Origin of the sequence: Flavobacterium notoginsengisoli, from assembly GCF_042686225.1 — a bacterium.
Taxonomy (GTDB): Bacteria; Bacteroidota; Bacteroidia; order Flavobacteriales; family Flavobacteriaceae; genus Flavobacterium; species Flavobacterium notoginsengisoli.
Genome location: NZ_JBHUOT010000004.1, coordinates 73,259 through 92,254, shown reverse-complemented (window position 1 = coordinate 92,254; position 18,996 = coordinate 73,259). Strand labels below are relative to the sequence as shown.

Annotated in this window: 19 protein-coding genes; 9 read left to right on the top strand and 10 right to left on the bottom strand. The window is 32.7% G+C overall.

The window, feature by feature from the left end; translation table 11 throughout:
• Window positions 1-67: 67 nt before the first annotated feature.
• The 7 genes from ACFS3A_RS10800 to ACFS3A_RS10770 form a co-directional block, all read right to left on the bottom strand.
• Window positions 68-1,321 (bottom strand): CinA family nicotinamide mononucleotide deamidase-related protein, encoded by a 1,254-nt coding sequence (locus ACFS3A_RS10800; RefSeq protein WP_379825449.1) that lies wholly within the window; start codon window positions 1,319-1,321, stop codon window positions 68-70.
• Window positions 1,322-1,500: 179 nt separating this feature from the next.
• A complete protein-coding gene (locus ACFS3A_RS10795; RefSeq protein ID WP_008468078.1) occupies window positions 1,501-1,845 on the bottom strand; it encodes an Hpt domain-containing protein in 345 nt (114 codons plus the stop codon).
• A complete protein-coding gene (locus tag ACFS3A_RS10790) occupies window positions 1,845-2,456 on the bottom strand; it encodes a fumarylacetoacetate hydrolase family protein (RefSeq protein WP_379825448.1) in 612 nt (203 codons plus the stop codon). The genes ACFS3A_RS10795 and ACFS3A_RS10790 overlap by 1 nt, the downstream gene beginning before the upstream one ends.
• A 94-nt stretch (window positions 2,457-2,550) precedes the next feature.
• The gene (locus ACFS3A_RS10785) at window positions 2,551-3,321 is read right to left on the bottom strand and encodes an exonuclease domain-containing protein (RefSeq protein ID WP_379825446.1); all 771 of its coding nucleotides are present in this window, start codon (window positions 3,319-3,321) and stop codon (window positions 2,551-2,553) included.
• A gap of 218 nt (window positions 3,322-3,539) precedes the next feature.
• Window positions 3,540-4,895 carry a dihydrolipoamide acetyltransferase family protein gene (locus ACFS3A_RS10780; protein WP_379825444.1) on the bottom strand — a complete coding sequence of 452 codons (1,356 nt, stop codon included), beginning with the start codon at window positions 4,893-4,895 and terminating at the stop codon, window positions 3,540-3,542.
• A gap of 84 nt (window positions 4,896-4,979) precedes the next feature.
• The gene (locus ACFS3A_RS10775; protein WP_379825443.1) at window positions 4,980-6,143 is read right to left on the bottom strand and encodes a glycosyltransferase family 2 protein; all 1,164 of its coding nucleotides are present in this window, start codon (window positions 6,141-6,143) and stop codon (window positions 4,980-4,982) included.
• Between the two features lie 32 nt (window positions 6,144-6,175).
• Window positions 6,176-7,279 carry a hypothetical protein gene (locus ACFS3A_RS10770; RefSeq protein WP_379825442.1) on the bottom strand — a complete coding sequence of 368 codons (1,104 nt, stop codon included), beginning with the start codon at window positions 7,277-7,279 and terminating at the stop codon, window positions 6,176-6,178.
• A 172-nt stretch (window positions 7,280-7,451) separates the two neighbouring features.
• Here ACFS3A_RS10770 and ACFS3A_RS10765 point away from each other — a divergent pair, with 172 nt between their 5' ends.
• Window positions 7,452-8,066 carry a hypothetical protein gene (locus ACFS3A_RS10765; protein WP_379825440.1) on the top strand — a complete coding sequence of 205 codons (615 nt, stop codon included), beginning with the start codon at window positions 7,452-7,454 and terminating at the stop codon, window positions 8,064-8,066.
• Window positions 8,067-8,277: 211 nt separating this feature from the next.
• Here ACFS3A_RS10765 and ACFS3A_RS10760 read toward each other — a convergent pair whose 3' ends face one another.
• Entirely contained in the window at window positions 8,278-9,468 is a 1,191-nt protein-coding gene (locus ACFS3A_RS10760) for a DUF5009 domain-containing protein (protein ID WP_379825439.1), read from the bottom strand.
• A 111-nt stretch (window positions 9,469-9,579) separates the two neighbouring features.
• On the opposite strand from ACFS3A_RS10760, the gene ACFS3A_RS10755 reads away from it, so the two are divergent.
• On the top strand, window positions 9,580-10,317 hold the full coding sequence (locus ACFS3A_RS10755; protein ID WP_379825437.1) for a tyrosine-protein phosphatase: 738 nt from the start codon (window positions 9,580-9,582) through the stop codon (window positions 10,315-10,317).
• Here the strand turns inward: ACFS3A_RS10755 and ACFS3A_RS10750 are convergent.
• Entirely contained in the window at window positions 10,314-11,732 is a 1,419-nt protein-coding gene (locus ACFS3A_RS10750; RefSeq protein WP_379825436.1) for an undecaprenyl-phosphate glucose phosphotransferase, read from the bottom strand. The genes ACFS3A_RS10755 and ACFS3A_RS10750 overlap by 4 nt on opposite strands.
• Window positions 11,733-11,866: 134 nt before the next feature.
• On the opposite strand from ACFS3A_RS10750, the gene ACFS3A_RS10745 reads away from it, so the two are divergent.
• The 6 genes from ACFS3A_RS10745 to ACFS3A_RS10720 all read left to right on the top strand — a co-directional run bounded on the left by ACFS3A_RS10745 (window position 11,867) and on the right by ACFS3A_RS10720 (window position 17,182).
• On the top strand, window positions 11,867-12,829 hold the full coding sequence (locus tag ACFS3A_RS10745; protein ID WP_379825435.1) for a T9SS C-terminal target domain-containing protein: 963 nt from the start codon (window positions 11,867-11,869) through the stop codon (window positions 12,827-12,829).
• A 49-nt stretch (window positions 12,830-12,878) separates the two neighbouring features.
• Window positions 12,879-14,741, top strand: a complete 1,863-nt coding sequence (locus ACFS3A_RS10740; protein WP_379825433.1) for an ABC-F family ATP-binding cassette domain-containing protein — start codon at window positions 12,879-12,881, stop codon at window positions 14,739-14,741.
• A gap of 97 nt (window positions 14,742-14,838) precedes the next feature.
• On the top strand, window positions 14,839-15,204 hold the full coding sequence (locus ACFS3A_RS10735; protein ID WP_379825432.1) for a four helix bundle protein: 366 nt from the start codon (window positions 14,839-14,841) through the stop codon (window positions 15,202-15,204).
• Window positions 15,205-15,297: 93 nt separating this feature from the next.
• Entirely contained in the window at window positions 15,298-15,774 is a 477-nt protein-coding gene (locus ACFS3A_RS10730) for an FKBP-type peptidyl-prolyl cis-trans isomerase (RefSeq protein WP_379825431.1), read from the top strand.
• A gap of 28 nt (window positions 15,775-15,802) precedes the next feature.
• A complete protein-coding gene (locus ACFS3A_RS10725; RefSeq protein WP_379825430.1) occupies window positions 15,803-16,582 on the top strand; it encodes an O-methyltransferase in 780 nt (259 codons plus the stop codon).
• A gap of 198 nt (window positions 16,583-16,780) precedes the next feature.
• On the top strand, window positions 16,781-17,182 hold the full coding sequence (locus tag ACFS3A_RS10720; protein ID WP_379825429.1) for an XRE family transcriptional regulator: 402 nt from the start codon (window positions 16,781-16,783) through the stop codon (window positions 17,180-17,182).
• A 102-nt stretch (window positions 17,183-17,284) separates the two neighbouring features.
• Here the strand turns inward: ACFS3A_RS10720 and ACFS3A_RS10715 are convergent, their stop codons facing one another.
• Complete coding sequence (locus ACFS3A_RS10715; RefSeq protein WP_379825428.1) at window positions 17,285-17,944, bottom strand: DUF6565 domain-containing protein; 660 nt, start codon at window positions 17,942-17,944, stop codon at window positions 17,285-17,287.
• Window positions 17,945-18,237: 293 nt separating this feature from the next.
• On the opposite strand from ACFS3A_RS10715, the gene ACFS3A_RS10710 reads away from it, so the two are divergent.
• Window positions 18,238-18,924 carry an ABC transporter ATP-binding protein gene (locus ACFS3A_RS10710; RefSeq protein ID WP_379825427.1) on the top strand — a complete coding sequence of 229 codons (687 nt, stop codon included), beginning with the start codon at window positions 18,238-18,240 and terminating at the stop codon, window positions 18,922-18,924.
• Window positions 18,925-18,996: the final 72 nt, after the last annotated feature.

Genomic DNA, 18,996 nt, shown 5'->3' with positions numbered 1-18,996 from the left:
CTTATCTTTTATCGTTATTCAAAATCAGGGTGCAAAGAAAAGAAAAATAAACCATTGTAGCAAAAAATTATTGCACAAATTTTAAAATTTCTTTCTGTAATATTTCCAAACTCTTAACAGATGCCCTATCTATCACTTTTTCACGAGGTTGTCCGAAGTTAAATTCCTCCACAATTACTCCGTCTGGCGTTGCCAAAGCAATAAAAACAGCCCCTATTTCGGCATCAGAATCGCCTTTTGAAGGTCCTGCATTGCCCGTCGTTGCCAGAGCATAATCGGTTTTTAGCAAATCTTTCACACTCAAAGCCATAGCCGAAGCTACCTCAGCACTTACAACCGAAAACTGATCAACTAAATTTTGTGGAATTCCCAAAACACTTATCTTGGCTTCTGTCGCATAAGAAACAACACTTCCTTTAAAATAACCTGAAGAACCAGGAACAGCCGACAATAAGGAAGCTATTCTTCCTCCCGTACAACTTTCTGCTGTTGAGATCGTTTTATTTTCTTTAGAAAGCAATTTACCAATAACCGTTTCAATTGTTTCATTTTCTTCGTAACCCACAATAATATCGTGAATTATTGCATCCAATGACTGAACATTTCTTTCTATCGCTTCTTCTAATTCTTCTTTATTAGTTCCTCGGGCAGTCAAACGCAGACGAACTCGTCCCGGATTTGGCAAATAAGCCAGCTTTATAAACTCCGGAAGATTGTTTTCCCACTGCTCAATACGTTCTGCTACTAAACTTTCTCCCTGACCATAAGTCAAAATTGTTTTATGAATAATATAAGGACGTTTGTATTCGCGTACAATTTTTGGAATTATTTCTTCTTCAACCAAATATTTCATTTCATAAGGAACTCCCGGAAGCGAAATAAAAACGGTATTCTCTTTCTTCATCCACATTCCTGGCGCGGTTCCCACTTTGTTATGTAAAACAGTGCAAGTAGACGGAACCAAAGCCTGATCTTTATTTAGTTGCGAAATCGGTCTTTTATAAAATCCTTCAATTAATTCTGTCACATGCGCCAGCACTTTTTGATCAACCACTAATTCATCATCAAAGTATTCGCAGAAGGTTTTCTTTGTCACATCATCTTTCGTCGGCCCCAATCCGCCTGTCACAATCACAACATCTACTTTGTTTTGCAACTGCGCAAAAGTATTCAAAATATGTTTTTTATCATCGCTTATCGACAGCATCTCTGCCACCTCAACTCCAATCCTATCGAGTGATTTGGCAATAAAAGCTGAATTTGTATCTACGATTTGGCCAATTAAGATTTCATCTCCAATAGTAATAATTGCTGCTTTCATATCAGTGAAATATTTTTGTTGCTTAAATAAGTAAGCCTATAATTTATAAGTAGAAAATTTAAATTTTGTCTTGAAGGAAGGTATTAACGGCTTTTACAGACTATAAGCCCGTTTACAAAATTTAAAAAATGTTTTGACTTATTCCTTTTATCAAAATTAGGAATAAGTCAAATTTTATATTAAAGATCAAAATCTTTTTTAATTTCTTTAATCGCTTCTTTTACTTGTACTTTAATACTTTTAAAAGTTTCGATAATATCTTTTTTCTTGCCCTCAGCTTTTGTCCAGGCTTCTACCTGCAAAATTTCTTCAAAAGCCACATTTAACCCCATCAAATCCAATGTAGGCTTTATTTTATGAGCATAGGAATAGGCGTATTTATGATCCTTTTTTTTAATTCCTTCTTTGATTTGTTTCAAATCTTCCGGAACTTCTGTAACAAATAAAGTTAAAATCTGATTTACAAATTCAGGATCGTTATCTGAAAGCGCATACACTTTCGAAAGGTTGTACTTTAAAGCCATTATTTTACTTGTATTCTGAATAATTTTTTATCTTCTAAAAAGCCTTCTAAAACATCATTTGGTTTTACAGCCGACACACCTGCCGGAGTTCCTGTAAAAATAATATCTCCAATTTTTAAAGTAAAAAACTGAGAGACATGCGAAATTAATTCATCAATCTTCCAAAGCATCATACCTGAATTTCCTTTTTGAACTGTTTCGCCATTTGTTTTCAATTCAAAATTAAGATTTTCCATAGAAACAAAATCAGTTTTTGGCAAAAAATCACCAATAACTGCCGAGCCGTCAAATGCTTTGGCTTTTTCCCACGGAAGTCCTTTTTCTTTTAATTTACTTTGTAAATCTCTTGCTGTAAAATCGATTCCAACACTTATTTCATCATAATATTTATGAGCAAATTTTGGTTCGATGTATTTTCCAACTTTATTAATCTTTACAATTATTTCTATTTCATGATGAACATCCTCAGAAAACTCCGGAATCACAAACGGATGTTGTTTTAACAAAACCGCTGAATCCGGCTTCATAAAAACAACCGGCTCACTCGGACGCTCATTTTTTAATTCTTCTATATGATTGGCATAATTCCTGCCTACACAAATGATTTTCATTCTTTTTAGTTTTCAGTCACAGTTTTCAGTCGCAGTTCACTAAATACAGAAATAGTCCCAGTTAAAACTGAAAACTGAGACTGCGACTGATAACTTACTTGGTATTTAATTTTCTCAATTTAATTGCCGTCAAAACCTTTTTGGTATACAATGGAAAATCAGCATTTTGAATCCAACTGAAATATCCTGGTTCTGCTTCTAAAACCTTCTCCACTTTTGCGCCCTTGTGTTTTCCAAAAGTAAAAATTTCCTCGTCATCTTTATCAAAAGCAATCATTCCTGCAAAATCAGCGATTTTTTTACGAGTGGTAAACTCAGCCAGTGATTTCATGTCGTTTTCCAATTCCGGATAGCGATCCAACTGTGCTTTTAAAATTTCATAGGTTGCCATAGTATCAGCTTCAGCAGAATGGGCATTTTCCAAACTTTTTCCACAGTAAAATTTTAAAGCTGCACTTAAAGTACGTTCTTCCATTTTGTGAAAAATAGTCTGTACATCAACAGAAACTTTATTTTTCATATCAAAATCAACTCCGGCGCGAAGTAATTCTTCTGCCAAAAGAGGAATATCAAAACGATCTGAGTTAAAACCACCCAAATCACTATCTTTAATCATATTATGAACTTGCGGCGCTAACTCTGCAAAAGTAGGCTCGTTAGCTACTTTTTCGTCTGTAATACCGTGAACAGCCGTTGTCTGAGGAGGAATTGGAATTGTTGGATTAACCAGCCAGGTTTTACTTTCTTTATTTCCGTTCGGAAAAACTTTGAATATTGAAATTTCTACGATTCTGTCTTTACCGATATCAATTCCCGTTGTTTCGAGATCAAAAAAGCAAATTGGTTTGTTAAGTTTTAATTCCATTTCTAATTTTTATAAGTTTACAAATGTAATTTTTAAAGCCGAATATCCTCCTTTATTCTCATTTTTTTTGTCGAAAAAAGCTTTCATTTCGCTAATTTAACTTTTAAAAAATATATCGCTAATAAGTTCACACTTTCAAACATAACCTTTTCTTACAAAATAAAAAAAATCCGATTAGCATAAACTAATCGGATTTGAAATATTTTTTATAATTGATTTTAGAAATCTCTGTCTACATCAAAAGCTTCTAAATATTCTGCAACTCTTTTCACGAAACTTCCTCCTAAAGCTCCGTCTACAACTCTGTGGTCGTAAGAGTGCGATAAGAACATTTTCTGACGGATTCCTATAAAATCTCCTTCCGGTGTTTCAATAACCGCAGGAACTTTACGAATTGCTCCAAGAGCTAAAATTCCAACCTGAGGCTGATTGATAATTGGCGTTCCGAAAACACTTCCAAAAGTACCAACATTTGTTACTGTATAAGTCCCGCCTTGTGTATCGTCTGGTTTTAGTTTTCCAGCTTTTGCACGGTTTCCTAAATCGTTAACCGCTTTTGCCATTCCAACCAAATTCAACTGATCTGCATTTTTAATTACAGGAACAATTAAATTTCCATTTGGCAATGCCGCCGCCATTCCTAAATTAATATTTTTCTTTTTGATGATATAATCCCCGTCAACAGAAATATTCATTCCAGGGAAATCTTTTAAGGCTTTAGCAACCGCTTCCATCATAATTGGCGTAAAAGTCAATTTCTCGCCTTCTCTCTTTTCGAAAGCCGTTTTTACTTTATCTCTCCATTTCACAATGTTTGTTACATCTACTTCAATAAACGACTGTACGTGAGCCGAAGTCTGAACTGAAGCCGTCATATAACCTGAAATCAGTTTACGCATTCTGTCCATCTCTACAATTTCGTCACCTCCATTTACAGAAACCGGAACTGCCTGCTGGCTTTTTTGAGCAACTGGCTCAACTGCTTTAGGAGTTTCAGTTTTTGGAGTTTCTGCAACTACTTTCGGAGCTTCTTCAACCACTTTTGGCGCTTGTGCTACTCCAGATTTGCGATCTTCTATATATTTTAAAATATCTTCTTTAGTAACACGTCCGTCTTTTCCTGAACCTGCAATATTTTCAAGTTCGTTTAAAGTCACGTTTTCTTCTTTTGCGATATTTTTTACTAACGGAGAAAAGAATTTATCTGAACCTGAAAAATCTGTACTTGCTACAGTTTCTTTTACCGTTTCAATAGTTTTTTCAATTTCAACTGCTTCAGCCGGAGCTACAGTTTCTTCTACTGAAATTGTTTCTGTAATCACCGCTTCACCACCTTCAGTTTCAATAATGGCAATAGTCTGCCCTACTTGTACTAAATCATCTTTACCAAACAATTGCTCAACTAAAATTCCCGATACTTCGCTAGGTACTTCACTATCAACTTTATCGGTTGCAATTTCGAGTACCGCTTCATCAGCTTCAATTTTGTCTCCAACTTCTTTCAACCAATTTGTAATAGTTGCTTCAGCGACGCTTTCTCCCATTTTTGGAAGCTTTAATTCAAATCTTGCCATATTGTTAATCTAAAAGATGTTTTTGATTTTCAGATTGCGAAATTAACGAATATTTTAAACATAAATTACACTTAATATAATTTTTTACTCAATTTTTATAATTTGCCCTCTGTCATTTCTTGAATTGCTTCCAATAATAAAACCCGTCTTTTTGGGAAATATTTTAAAAGTAACCTTCTTATCTTTAAGAGTTTCTATGATTTCGATACATTTTTTGAATGAAATATAGTGATTATCCAAAATGATCTCTGCCTTTTTACCCTTTAAAATCAGGCACGAATTTACCATTTTTTCCTCTTTGAATTCTAAAAAACCAACTTTATTTTCCAAAATCGAAGCCAGTTTTTTAGCGAAATTCTCATTTTCGGAGCATAAAAAATAGCTTTCCGGCAACGGATTCTCTTTTGGTTTTCCCTGAAACATTTTAGCAAATGAAAACAAAAATGTCCCAATTTTAATAAAAAGGCTAAAGAACCAGGATTTCTTAAAATGCTTCTGATAAAAGAAGTTCATCGATTCCTGAAATCGCTTCATGTACTGCTCATCTTTTATCGTGCTTTCTCCTTTATAATGCAGAACTGTTGTTTCGTGAAAATAAAAATTAGCTTTTCCTAAAAGCAATGCACGATACGACAAATCGATATCGTCTGCATACATAAAACAATCTTCATCAAAACCGTTTAAATCTTCATAAAGTTTACTTTCTAAAAACATAAAAGCTCCAACCAGAATTTCTACTTTTCCGGTTTCGTCTTGATTTAAATGCTGAGCGTAATATTGATTGAAAAGCTGGGCTTTAGGAAAAATTTTATACAAACTGAAAATCTTCGTAAAGGCAACCCAGGGTGTTGGAATTCCTCTTTTACTTTCAAGCAAAAACTCTCCTGTTCCATCAATCAGTTTACAACCGATAATCCCTGGATTATTTTGCTTTTCGGCGAAAGCCAGAATCTTTAAGAATGTATCTTCTGCAACAACGGTATCGGGATTTAAAATACAGATGTACTTTCCATTCGCTTGACGAAAACCGATATTATTTCCCTTCGGAAAACCAAAATTTTCCTTGTTTTCAATCAATTTTACTTTTGGAAATTTTTCTTTCATCATCAAAACACTGTCATCTGATGAATTATTATCTACTACAATAATTTCGGCATCGATTGCCGTAATTGATTCCTGAACACTTAAAACGCATTGTTCGAGAAAGTAACGCACATTATAATTGAGAATAATAATCGATAACTGCATGTAAAATTGATCTTGTAGATTTTGGCCGAAAGTTAGAAATTTTCTGATAACCCCAAACGAAGTGACCAGTCGTTTTTACTAATTCCGTAATCAAGTGCCAGATTACTGCCATTTCTTTTATTCCATTTGATACGAATTCCGGTTCCAACCGCAGGATTCCATTTTTTGAATTGGTAAGTATCGAGTTTGGAAACCGAAGAAATATTAGTAAAAAAGACAGCGCCAAAAAAACCATTTCGACTGATATCCGTTCGATATTCGGTTTCAAAGTAAATTAAGGCATTGCTTCTGTATCTGTTTTTAGTAAAACCTCTTCCTGTTTTTCCGTCACGATCCCAGCCAATACTTGGTAAATCCAGATAATGAGGCTTTCCGCCAAATGTTGACCAGTAAAAAGCTCTTGAAGCCCAAACTCTGTGTTTGGTTTTACTGAAAGAATGATACTTTCGAACATCTATATATAAAGACTGCCATTTATCATTTTCTACTCCGCTGGTATTGATACGTAAATCGGCTTCAACATATAATCCTTGCTTTGGATTAATGATGTTTTCCCTCGAATCGTACAAACCCTGAATCGCAAATCCAAACGAAGTCTCGTCTGAGAAATCTCCATTCATATATTGATAATAATCGGTTTCACCATCTATATAAGATTCTTCAGAAATATTCTGATAATTATCAAAAAGGAAACCAGCGCCTAAACGATAATTTCCAATAACCTTTCTGGTAATAAATTGATAAAATCGCCATTGCTGATAATCTAATGTTGACATTTTATCTTTTGAATCGTGCTCACCCAAACCGTAAGTATCCTGAGGATAAATCATATACCGGTAATCACCAATAAAATTCCATTTATTTTCACTTGTATAGATGTAAGATTGAATAGGAAAAACATATTGTTTCGTAAAACTAAAATAAGGCGAAAAGGTAATCTGAGACATTTTAGTCTTTTCGTGATCTTCGCCCAGATAAAAAGTAGTTAAAAAGGAAACAACCAAACCTGTACTGGAATTTACATCAACGGGAACCGGAAGCAATGAGAAAGCCAGTTTTTTTTGCTTGTCTTTTTTGATGGTATCGTTTTTATCAAAGATTTTGTGAATAACATCTAATATATCCTGATTTCCCACAGTCAGACTATCGTTTTGAGCGTTGCAAAACGAGCTTATTAAACAAAAACAGCATACATATATAATTTTTAAATTACTCACTCACAATATTTTAAAAACCATCTCTTACAAATTTAGAATTTTTAATTTAGAATTATGTTTAAATTTTTTGTAGAATAAAAACGAATTTAAAATGATTCAAAAAAGCTACATTTGGGTTTCTAATTATCCGATTTTAAAAAGTCTTATGCGTCAATTATCACTTTATTTTTTAGCTTTTAGTCTTATTTGCTTTTCAGCTAAAGCTCAGGAAAAGAGAGAAAATCTAGTAAAAACTAACAAATGGTTTATCGCAGGTCCTTCAAAAGAAAGTGAAGAAATGATAAATGTTATTCGAACAAAAAAAGGAATAATTACAGTAACCGCGAACGATAATCCAAAAGGTGAAATTGAGCTCAATGTTATGATTACCACATCAGAAATCAATGACGGAATTCCAACCAATCTTTCCAGCAAATCAAAATTTGTCGAAATCACTTATCAATCTTCTCAGATTATAAAATTACAAGCAAGAGAAGGAAATTCAGAAGGGAGTGGTTGCATACATGGAGGTTCACATCCAAGAGTTAGTCTGTCTGCTTCTCCCCATCAATTTAAAACTATAAAAATTCCATGGTCGGATTTTAAACAAGACGAACTTCCTGATGGAAAACTTCTGAATATTCACAATTTATGCAAGTTCAATTTTGTGAATTACAATCCAATTTCAGGATCGGTCTTTAAGATTAAATCCGTTATTATAAATTGAAAGTTTTTTTTAAACGCAAAGAGCGCAAAGAGTTTTCGCAAAGTACACAAAGAATTTTGAGAGGAATATTTAAAAATATAAAAGTTCGCAAAGCTTATTCTACACAAAGCCTTGCGAACTTCGAAGTTTGTAAAACTCACTTAAAAAAAACTTTGCGCACTTTGCGAAAACTCTTTGCACTCTTTGCGATAAAATCTTCTCATTTCAAAAATTACAAATGCAATTGAATTTTATATCTGTTTAAGACTTTCATTACGAAAAGCATAATTGTAGAGAATACTAAAGACCAAATAATTCCCGGAACACCTACTCTGAAATATCCTGGAATAATATGCATATTAATCGCTTTGCAGAAATAATAAATTACTCCCGGCAAAATATAAATCAATAGTGGATTTGCGGCTGCAGGCATAAAAAAGGCACTCCATTTAGTTTGCTTTTTAACTTCCATCAGCCAATATAAAAAGTAAAATAATATTGTACAGATGCCCGCCGAAATCATTGTCCACGATGGAGTTCCTTGTATTTTTGAAATTCCGAATAAAGGTCTTAAACCAAATCCAACTGCAAAAAACGATATAATAAAAGCAATTACAGGCCAGTTGATTTTGTTTTCAATTTTTCGATCAAAAAAGAGCAGCGAAATTACAATTCCAGCCGAAACGAGTGCTGCATGGGTAAGATGACCAGCAATAAAACTCAACCACGAAGTATTTTGAACAAAAGAATTTTCTGTTAGATTTAGCGAATTCATCACAACGCAGAAAATTAGAAATCCGATCATTGCCCATAAATTACCGGAAACCAGCCAATAATAAATTACAGTAAATAAGTAAGCCCAACCAATTAACCCCAAAATTCCCCACCATTTTGGCGTCATTCCTCGTTCACCCGTATCCTGAATATATAAAAAGTAAAGCACAATAAGAACCAAAATCCCTCCATATTGAAGTACATTTTTTAACCAAACCGGAAAATCTTTAGGATATTTATTCCAAATCGGAATTGGCATTATATAGGCTAAAAGTCCCCAAAACACGGGTGTGATAATCATTTTAGAAGCATCATAACCATATTCGGCATTAACCATAAAAACACCTATAATTATAAGGGCAATTGCTCTTTTTAAAGTGTGTGTCCAAATGGTTTTGGCACTATCCCCTTTTAGCAGTCTGGCATTAAAAGCAAACGGAACAGACATTCCGACAATAAATAAAAAAGCAGGAAAAACTAAATCTACGAAAGTCATTGCATCTGCATCAGCGGGCATGTGTTTCATCCATTGTGGTACATGTTGAATACTTGCTAATTCATTTACAAAAATCATTACAAAAATGGTAATTCCACGTAGAGCATCAATAGAAATAATCCTTTGATTAAACAAATTCTCTTTTATTTTCATAATTTTTTACTTTTTTACTAAAAATCAAATATAGTATAATTCTAAAATGTCTTATTAGAAATTCTACATTAATTTTGCATTTTATAAATTTGATTTACACGCTTTTGCCCCATGTTTACTTTCTTCAAATCAAAGCCTAAATTAAAAGAACTGCTTAATGGTAATTTTGTAGATATACATTCTCATGTTTTGCCGGGCATTGACGATGGAGCCAAAAACTTAGCAAAATCAGTCCAGCTTACGCAATTGCTCAAAGGTTTGGGAATCGCTCAAATTATAACTACACCACACATCAGCCATTATGTCTGGAACAACACCCCTGAAATAATAGATCTAAAACTAGAGGAAACTAAAAATGCATTAGCAGAAAATAACATTCTGATTCCTTTTAAGGCTGCTGCAGAATATTTTATCGATTATTGGTTTGAAAATCATTTTAAGGAAGAAAAACTACTGACTTTAAAAGACAATTATGTTTTGGTTGAAATATCCTATTTAAGTGCTCCTATCAACCTTCTAAAAACTATTTTTGAAATACAGGTAGCCGGTTATATTCCAGTTTTGGCACATCCCGAACGTTATGTGTTTTATCATGAAAATTTTAATGAATATGAAAAACTCAAAAATGCAGGTTGTCTTTTCCAATTAAATCTGCTTTCAACAGTGGGTTATTATGGTTCTAAAATCACAAAAACTGCAGATGAACTTTTAAAAAAAGGAATGTATGATTTTTGCGGAAGTGATGTTCATCACAGGAAACACATTGCTTCTTTTGACGAAAAAATAAAAATTAACAATATTGATTCATTAAAAGAAGTTATTGTCAACAATCAGTTTTTTAAATTCTAATACGCGTTTTCTTCTCCTTTAAAAACATTAATTATTGTTTTTATAATTATTCGGATATCCAATAGAAAACTCCAGTTTTCGATATACCAGATATCATAAGCCACGCGATTTTCCATATCGCTTAACACTTTCGTTTCGCCTCTAAATCCGTTTACCTGCGCCCAGCCTGTAATTCCGGGCTTTGCATATTGACGCACTAAATAATTATTAATTAAATCACTGTATTCTTTAGCAAGATTTACCATATGAGGTCTCGGCCCAACAACCGACATATCTCCCCAAAAAACATTAAAAAACTGAGGCAATTCGTCTATACTGGTTTTTCGAATAAAAGCACCAAACTTAGTAATACGACTATCTCCTTTTTCGGCCTGTTTATTATGTGCCAATTTATTGACATACATACTTCTGAATTTGAGACACATAAACGTTTCATTATCTCTTCCGGATCTTTCCTGCTTAAAAAACACAGGCCCCGGAGATTCCAATTTTATAATAATCATAATGATCGGAAAGAGCCACGGAAAAATAAGCAAGATTACAAAACTGGAAAATAATATATCAAAAACCTTTTTTATTACCCTGTTAGAAGCATACTCCAGCGGTTCTGTACGAAACATTAATACCGGTATATTTTCATAAAAAGAAACTTCGACTTTGCTGGCTTTTGTATACTGCTCAAAATCCGGAATAAATTTAATACGAACCATATTTTGTTCGCAAATTCGAATCAGTTCATTAATTATTTCGATGTTTTCAATATGTAAAGCGACATACATTTCATCGATCTTTTTCTCTATCACAAATTTTTCGATGTTTTCAAACTGACCTACAATTAGAGCCGGATCAACAATTGTTACATTTTCCCTTTTATCGAAAAAACCTAAAAAACGATATCCATAAGTCAGATCTTTTGCAAGAACTTTTCTAATTCTTTCCCCAGTTTCATTGGCACCAACAATTATAAAGGTTTTAAAATTATATCCCTGTGCTCTAATGTATTTTAAAAGCCCCATAGACAAAACCCTTGAAACCATTAAAATTCCGAAAAAGATAAGATAAAAATAAACCATTCGAAGTCTTGATATGTCCTCATACTTTAGATAGACAACAAATATAGAAATGACCGCCGCGTGAATTAAGATCTTCTTTATGGTTCTCCATAAAATATTTTCTATCGGTTCAACACGGATACTTCTGTTGGAATCATTTTGAAGCAATAAGGCTATCCAGATTAAAATAGCCAGAAGAGAAATAGTACGTTCTTCTTTGGAAAGAAGTTTATCTAAACTGCCAAATCTCGCAAATGCAGAAAGCAGAGTTGCCAGATTCAACAATACAATATCTACTACAACAAACAAAAATTTGAAGTAACGTGAAATTCGGTAATGAGATAACTCTTGTAAAATTTTCATAACGGGGTAATCCTATTCTTAAAGAATAAAATTTAGTGACTGCAAAGTAACATTTAAATTATATTTCCTGATAGTTATTTTACTGTATTATTTAAAATTTTACATTTAACTTGTGCAAAAATAACATTGCAATTATGATAAAAATTATTTTCTTCTTCCTTGCAATTACAACAATCAGTTATTCTCAAATTTCAGGATGCACAGATCCTCAAGCAGAGAATTACGATTCAAAAGCGATACAAAACGTAAATTGCAATTATAAGTCTTTAAAATTAAAGCCTGAATACTCTATACACTTAAGCGACTCATTGCATGAAACTTCAGGCTTAGTTGCTTTCGAAAATCTACTATGGACACATAACGACGATCACGACAAAACCATTTACGGTTTAGATTCTTTAGGAAAAATTAAAAGAAAAATTATTCTAAACGAAGTTATTAATCATGATTGGGAAGAAATTGCACAAGACGATCTACACCTATATATTGGAGATTTTGGAAATAATTATTCCGGAAACCGAACAAATCTGCAAATTCTCAAAATAGAAAAAAAATCATTTTTAGAAGAAAAACCAAAAATAGAAACCATTTCCTTTACCTATTCCGATCAAACTGATTTTTCTCCTTCCAAACCAAACAAAACCAATTTTGACTGTGAAGCTTTTATAATTACAAAAGACAGTATCTATTTATTTACCAAACAATGGAATACTTCTAAAACTTCTATTTATTCAGTACCAAATCAAACAGGAACCCAAGTCGCAAAATACAAATCAACTTTAGACACAAAAGGCTTAGTAACCGGAGCGACTTATCTTGAAAACAAAAATTTAATTGTCTTATGTGGTTATACTAAACTTGGAAAACCTTTTTTATACCTTCTTTACGACTTCAAAAACCAGGAATTCTTGTCTGGAAACAAAAGACGGATAGATTTAAAACTCCCTTTTCATCAAATCGAAGGAATTACCACAAAAGACGGTATTCATTATTATTTAACGAATGAAGCTTTAATTCGAAAACCGATACTAAATGTAAAACAACAAATTCATTATTTTGACCTAAGTACTGTACTGGCTTTGTATCTCCATAAATAATTCGCAAATCGTAAGATAATAGTTTACTTTTGCAAAAAATTTTATTCTTGTGAATTACTTATCTGTAGAAAATATATCAAAGTCATTTGGTGAAAGAGTCCTTTTTGACAACATTTCTTTTGGAATTAATAAAGACCAAAAAATCGCTTTTATTGCCAAAAACGGTTCTGGAAAAACGACCATTATGAGTATCATCAACGGTTTGGACGAACCTGATACGGGACAAGTCGTTTTAAGAAAAGGCATTCGAATGGCATTTCTTTCACAAGAAAACAATCTTCAGGATGAACTTACCATTGAAGAAAGTATTTTTGCATCTGATAACGAAACTCTTAAAGTAATTGAAGCTTACGAAAAAGCCTTGGAAAACCCTTCAGATGAAGAAGCTTATCAAAAAGCTTTTGACGCGATGGACCAGCACAATGCGTGGGATTTTGAAACACAATACAAACAAATTCTTTTCAAATTAAAACTGGAAGACTTTAAACTTAAAGTAAAAAATCTTTCAGGAGGACAAAAGAAACGTCTTTCTCTTGCTATCATTCTAATCAATCGTCCGGATTTATTGATTTTGGACGAGCCAACCAACCACTTAGATCTCGAAATGATCGAATGGCTGGAAAGTTATTTTGCCAAAGAAAACATCACTTTGTTTATGGTAACGCACGACCGTTTCTTTTTGGAGCGTGTTTGTAACGAGATTATCGAATTGGACAACGGGAAATTATATCAATACAAAGGAAATTATTCGTATTACTTAGAGAAAAAAGAAGAAAGAATTACATCTGAAAACGCCAGTATTGACAAGGCCAAAAACTTATTTGTAAAAGAATTAGAATGGATGCGCCGTCAGCCAAAAGCAAGAACAACCAAATCTAAATCCCGTCAGGACGATTTTTACATTATAAAAGAAAAAGCACAGAGCCGACGAAAAGAAAATAAAGTTGAGCTTGAAATTAATATGGAAAGAATGGGAAGCAAAATTATTGAGCTTCATAAACTTTCTAAAAAATTCAAGGATAAAGTTATTCTGGATAATTTCAGTTTTGATTTTCAGCGTGGTGAACGTATTGGAATTATTGGTAAAAACGGAACCGGAAAATCTACTTTCCTAAATTTATTAACCGGTACAATTCCACCGGACAGTGGACGTGTTGTAAAAGGTGACACTATAAAAGTGGGGTATTATACACAATCCGGAATTAATCCAAAACCGGGTCAGCGTGTTATAGATATTATTAAGGAATATGGTGAATATATTCCGCTTTCTAAAGGAAAAATCATTTCGGCTTCCCAGTTATTGGAACGTTTTCTTTTTGATGCTAAAAAACAATACGATTATGTTGAGAAATTAAGCGGAGGTGAATTAAAACGTCTGTATTTATGTACCGTTTTAATTCAGAATCCTAACTTTTTAATTCTTGATGAGCCAACCAACGATTTAGATATTGTGACTTTGAATGTTTTAGAAAGTTTCCTTCTTGATTATCCGGGTTGTTTATTGGTTGTTTCTCACGATCGTTATTTTATGGATAAAATTGTAGATCATTTATTTGTATTCAGAGGAGAAGGAGAAATTGAAAATTTCCCTGGAAACTATTCTGATTTCAGAGCTTATGAAGACAGCGCAGATATTGCACAAAAAGAAGAAAACAAAGCCGAGAAGAAAGACTGGAAACAAAATAACCCAACCGGAAATTTAAGTTTCAATGAGCAAAAAGAATATCAAAAAATCGAAAGAGAAATAAAAGATTTAGAAATTGAAAAAACAAAAATCGAACAATTATTCTCTGACGGAAAAGTAGCTGATTCTGACATTGAGAAAAAAGCAAATGAACTACAAAATATAATTAAGAAAATTGATGCAAAAGAAGAACGCTGGTTTGAACTTTCTGCTAAACTTGAAGGGTAGTTTTTAGTTTTCAGTTGCAGTCACAGTTTTCAGTTTTTCATAAAAGTAATTTTTTTCTTTCTTTTTTTATTATTTTTATAAAATAATAAAAATAATAATGGATTTTAAAGAATTGTTGGCGTATAAAAAGTCATTTGAACTTGCAATGGGGATTTTCGAATTGTCAAAAACTTTTCCCGTAGAAGAAAAATATTCTCTAACTGATCAAATACGACGGTCTTCTAGAAGTGTTTCAGCAAATATTGCTGAATCTTATCGAAAAAGAAGATATCCAAATCATTTTGTAAGTAAGTTAACTGATAGTGACGCTGAAAATTCAGAAACATATACTTGGCTTGAATTCTCCCTGAAATGCAAATATATCAGCACAGAAACATTTGAAAAGTTACATCTAAAAAGTCTGGAAATAGGAAAATTGATAAATTACATGATAAATAATCCTAGCAAATTTGGCTCCAGTTAAAATTTAAAGATTCCAACAAACTGAAAACTGCAACTGTGACTGTGACAAAAAGTAATTTCCCTATATTTACGACCTTAAAAAAACAAATACCATATGAAAAAATTAGTAACTGCATTTTCAATTCTTACATTTTTTATTTCTTGTTCAAGTGATTCCGGATTAGAAAGAATTCCCGAAAAAATAGACTACAGTGTTGAAAACGAAAAAGAAATCACAGATTATTTAGCTAAAAATAATTTGACTGCACAAAAAACAAATACAGGTCTGCATTATATTATTAAAGAAGCAGGAACAGGTAAACAACCAACCCTACAATCAAATGTAACGGTAACCTACAAAGGCACTCTTACTAATGGAACTGTTTTTGATCAAACAACCAGCGCTTCAGGAGTAACATTTCCATTAAACAAATTAATATTAGGATGGCAGGAAGGACTACCATTTTTAAAAGAAGGTGGAAGTGCTTCTCTATTTGTTCCGGCACATTTAGGTTATGGCAGTAGTAAAGTTGAAAACATTCCTGCAGGTTCTGTTCTTATTTTTGAAATTAAACTAATTACAGTAAATTAATTTCGTCTGAAAGGAGAAAATCACAAGAATGCTGTTTCAAATTATATCTTATCTTAAATTTTTATGGAATTCTAAAAACGAACATGCGGTTCATTCGCCGTTCGTTTTTAGTTTACTAACAAAATGTTTCTACGATAAGAAAGCAAAACCTGAATATACTGTTCTAAAAAACTATAGAAAATCTCTTCTGGAAAATAAAAGCTTTATCGAAGTAACTGATTTTGGCGCGGGATCAAAAGTCTTTAAATCAAACCGGAGACAGATTTCTAAAATTGCCCAGACTGCAGGAATTTCAGTAAAAAGAGCCGAATTATTATTTCGTGTTACAAGCTATTTTCAGCCTCAAACTATCCTTGAAATAGGCACATCGTTGGGATTGGCAACGTCAGCTTTGGCTTTGGGAAATCCTAAAGCTAAGGTAAAAACAATAGAAGGCTGTCCAAATACTACAGCTATTGCGGAAAGCCAATTAAATCAATTTGATTACAAAAATGTAGAGAATATAATTTCAGAATTTGAATCTTTTCTAATTTCTGAAAATTTAAACTCTAAAATCTACGATTTGATTTACTTTGATGGCAATCATTCCAAAAAAGCAACTTTAGCTTATTTTGAGCTTTTGTTATCTACAACAAACAACGATTCTGTCTGGATTTTTGACGATATTCATTGGTCCAAAGAAATGGAAGAAACCTGGGAGATAATTAAAAATCATCCCAAAGTAAAAGTCACAATTGATACTTTTCAGTGGGGATTTGTATTTTTTAGAAGAGAACAGGAAAAAGAACATTTTATAATAAGAGCATAAAAAAGGCGACTGGAACGGTCGTCTTTTTTATTGTAGTTTAATACTATCAGATCCGTTTTTCAACTTCTTGTCCTTCTCAGATTTAGATACAATATCTGACAAAAAGAATCTTTTATGAGATGTTTTTTTATCTTTGAAATCCAGACTTTTTTGTCTGGATAATTTTATCTTTGAACCTTCAGAAAAATCACATTCATTATGGAACAGAAAATTCATCAGGGAAGAAACGTAAAACGTTTTAGAGAAATGCTTGGCATTAAACAGGAAGCACTGGCCTATGATTTGGGTGAAGACTGGACTCAGAAGAAAATTTCTATTCTGGAACAGAAAGAGGTAATCGAAGACAATTTGCTTCAACAAATCTCCAATTCTTTGAAAATTCCTGTTGAAGCTTTTCAAAATTTTGATGCGGAACAGGCTGTGAATTTAATTTCGTGTAATTTCTCGGATAATGCAATGTTCAATAATAAAATAGAAGTTTTTAATAATAATCCAATTGAAGAAATCAAAAAACTTCATGAAGAAAAAATCGCATTGTATGAACGTATGCTGAAAGAGAAAGATGAAATGATGATAAGGCTTGAAAAACTAATCAAGTAAATATTTTTTTTTGCAGGAAAGATGCTCACGCTGGCACTAAACATAAAAAAAATGACGATCATTTCTGATCGTCATTTTTTTACTAATTCAAAATTTTAAAGCTTATTTTTTTGCTTCTTTATTCTCTTCAGCTTTTGCTCCCATTCTATTTACAGTATACATAGGTGCAAACTTAATTTTCAAACCAGCTATTTTTCTATTGTCTGCTGCAGTCAGTCCTTCTTTTTCAACAGTATTTTTTCTGCTGTCTAAAGCTTCATACAATACTTTAATTTCATCCCAGTCTTCTCTGGAATATTTATCTTTATTATTTTCAACTGTATGAACAAATTGTTGGTACACACTATGAATGTTTTGTGCATTTACCCAGGCAAAGCTCATATCGTCTCCAATTTTTCCTTCACCAAACAAGGCATTTCTTAATTGTTGTTTAGGACTTGGAGCCGGAGGGGCAAGAAGGGTGGTCATTTCGTTTTTAAAAGTCTCATATTTTGCTTTGCTCGTATTTATTTTTTCAGTTTGAGCAGCATTATCTTTAATATCTGCTAAAGCCGCATCAGCTTCTGCAGCTCTTCTGTCATATTCTGATTCTACAGCATTCCAATTCTCTTTTAAATCTTCGGCTTTTACATTTTTAACCGAATCTACGTAGGTTACATAAGAGTCAATTGTTTTCTGTGCCTTTTCTTGTTTTTCATCTTTACACGATGTAAAGCTCAAAGCTAATAATGCAATTCCTGTAGCTATTTTGATATTTTTCATAATCTTGATTGTTTTAATTAATAATATCAAATTTACTTAAAAGGCATTGTCTAAAATTACATTATTTACATATTTTTAAGATTTACAAAGTAATAATTTTATAAAAACCACCAAATAATGCTAATTATACAAAATAACATCAAAACGATATAACAACTTTAAAAATATATTGCTCATTAATTGAATAGAACAATAAACTATAATGATGTTTTGTAACAAAAATCAATTATCAGCTACTTATCTCTTTAATTCAAAAGTGTTTTGTACTTTTAAATCCAAAATTGTAAATCAAAATGGCTGAACCATTAATTAAAATAACTGATATCAAACGAAATTTCGTTTTAGGTAACGAAATTGTATATGTTTTAAAGGGAATTGATTTAGAAATAAAAAAAGGCGAATATGTTGCCTTAATGGGACCTTCCGGATCAGGAAAATCTACACTAATGAATTTACTGGGCTGTTTGGACACTCCAACTTCCGGGCGTTATGTTTTAAATGGAAAAGATGTCAGCCAAATGAGAGACGATGAATTGGCCGAAATTAGAAATAAAGAGATTGGTTTTGTATTCCAGACTTTTAATTTATTGCCAAGAACTACAGCACTTGATAATGTAGCACTTCCGATGATATATGCCGGTTACGGAAAATCTGACCGAATTGCACGTGCAACAGAAGTCCTAAAACAAGTAAACCTTGCCGACAGAATGGACCACCAGCCAAATCAGCTTTCGGGGGGACAACGCCAGCGTGTTGCTGTTGCGAGAGCTTTGGTAAACAAACCTTCGATTATCTTAGCCGATGAACCAACGGGAAACTTAGACAGTAAAACTTCTGTAGAAATCATGAAACTTTTTGGAGATATTCATGCACAAGGAAATACTGTAATTCTGGTAACACACGAAGAGGATATTGCGGCTTATGCTCATAGAGTTATTCGTTTGCGAGACGGTATAATTGAAAGCGACACGACGAAATAATTTTAGATTTCTGATTTTAGATTACTACAAAGAGAAGAAAAACTTAGTCCCGATAGCTATCGGGATAGCATC

Bases quoted from the DNA above. Each gene is read 5' to 3' on its own strand.
- ACFS3A_RS10800 (WP_379825449.1), bottom strand. From the start codon at position 1,321: ATGAAAGCAGCAATTATTACTATTGGAGATGAAATCTTAATTGGCCAA.
- ACFS3A_RS10795 (WP_008468078.1), bottom strand. From the start codon at position 1,845: ATGGCTTTAAAGTACAACCTTTCGAAAGTGTATGCGCTTTCAGATAAC.
- ACFS3A_RS10790 (WP_379825448.1), bottom strand. From the start codon at position 2,456: ATGAAAATCATTTGTGTAGGCAGGAATTATGCCAATCATATAGAAGAA.
- ACFS3A_RS10785 (WP_379825446.1), bottom strand. From the start codon at position 3,321: ATGGAATTAAAACTTAACAAACCAATTTGCTTTTTTGATCTCGAAACA.
- ACFS3A_RS10780 (WP_379825444.1), bottom strand. From the start codon at position 4,895: ATGGCAAGATTTGAATTAAAGCTTCCAAAAATGGGAGAAAGCGTCGCT.
- ACFS3A_RS10775 (WP_379825443.1), bottom strand. From the start codon at position 6,143: ATGCAGTTATCGATTATTATTCTCAATTATAATGTGCGTTACTTTCTC.
- ACFS3A_RS10765 (WP_379825440.1), top strand. From the start codon at position 7,452: ATGATTCAAAAAAGCTACATTTGGGTTTCTAATTATCCGATTTTAAAA.
- ACFS3A_RS10760 (WP_379825439.1), bottom strand. From the start codon at position 9,468: ATGAAAATAAAAGAGAATTTGTTTAATCAAAGGATTATTTCTATTGAT.
- ACFS3A_RS10755 (WP_379825437.1), top strand. From the start codon at position 9,580: ATGTTTACTTTCTTCAAATCAAAGCCTAAATTAAAAGAACTGCTTAAT.
- ACFS3A_RS10750 (WP_379825436.1), bottom strand. From the start codon at position 11,732: ATGAAAATTTTACAAGAGTTATCTCATTACCGAATTTCACGTTACTTC.
- ACFS3A_RS10745 (WP_379825435.1), top strand. From the start codon at position 11,867: ATGATAAAAATTATTTTCTTCTTCCTTGCAATTACAACAATCAGTTAT.
- ACFS3A_RS10735 (WP_379825432.1), top strand. From the start codon at position 14,839: ATGGATTTTAAAGAATTGTTGGCGTATAAAAAGTCATTTGAACTTGCA.
- ACFS3A_RS10730 (WP_379825431.1), top strand. From the start codon at position 15,298: ATGAAAAAATTAGTAACTGCATTTTCAATTCTTACATTTTTTATTTCT.
- ACFS3A_RS10725 (WP_379825430.1), top strand. From the start codon at position 15,803: ATGCTGTTTCAAATTATATCTTATCTTAAATTTTTATGGAATTCTAAA.
- ACFS3A_RS10720 (WP_379825429.1), top strand. From the start codon at position 16,781: ATGGAACAGAAAATTCATCAGGGAAGAAACGTAAAACGTTTTAGAGAA.
- ACFS3A_RS10715 (WP_379825428.1), bottom strand. From the start codon at position 17,944: ATGAAAAATATCAAAATAGCTACAGGAATTGCATTATTAGCTTTGAGC.
- ACFS3A_RS10710 (WP_379825427.1), top strand. From the start codon at position 18,238: ATGGCTGAACCATTAATTAAAATAACTGATATCAAACGAAATTTCGTT.